The sequence below is a fragment of the Vibrio sp. 10N.222.49.C9 genome (assembly GCF_041474985.1).
Lineage (GTDB): Bacteria > Pseudomonadota > Gammaproteobacteria > Enterobacterales > Vibrionaceae > Vibrio > Vibrio crassostreae_C.
In genome coordinates this window covers 1-441 of the sequence record NZ_JBFRVD010000510.1, presented here as the reverse complement: position 1 = coordinate 441, position 441 = coordinate 1, and the positions used below count along the sequence as shown (strand labels likewise).

The window sequence follows — 441 nt, the reverse complement described above, 5'->3', positions numbered from 1 at the left end:
ATCCGTATCAGTAAGCTCTTCCGCATGGAGCACTGAGCACATCAGAGACCCCAGACAAAATAGCAATTTTTTAGACACGAAATACCTCTAGCATAAAATAGCGCTGGCGCATTGTACCCCAACTTTTTGGTTAAGCGTCAAGCTTAGGTAAAAAATTATACAGTAGGTATTATCTCAATTCCAAAGCTGCCATTCTAGAGACAATGAAATAAGTTAATAGTTTTCATGATGATATCTATTAAAGATAATTTTCTAAACACATCATCATTAGCATTGGTATAATGCAAAGAACAGCAAGTCACTGAGCACATTCATGGTAGATCAACGAACAAACACAAAACGAGACTCCCAAGTCGATGCAATCAAAGCGCCTCCACATTCATTAGAGGCTGAGCAATCGGTAATTGGTGGACTATTGCTGGATAATGAGCGTTGGGATAC

The 441-nt window shown here is 39.0% G+C and carries 1 protein-coding gene; it reads left to right on the top strand.

Annotated elements, in window-relative coordinates; all coding sequences use genetic code 11:
• Nucleotides 1-313 precede the first annotated feature (313 nt).
• The coding region (locus AB4585_RS24225; protein ID WP_372171304.1) for a DnaB-like helicase N-terminal domain-containing protein at nucleotides 314-441 on the top strand (128 nt) is incomplete at its 3' end.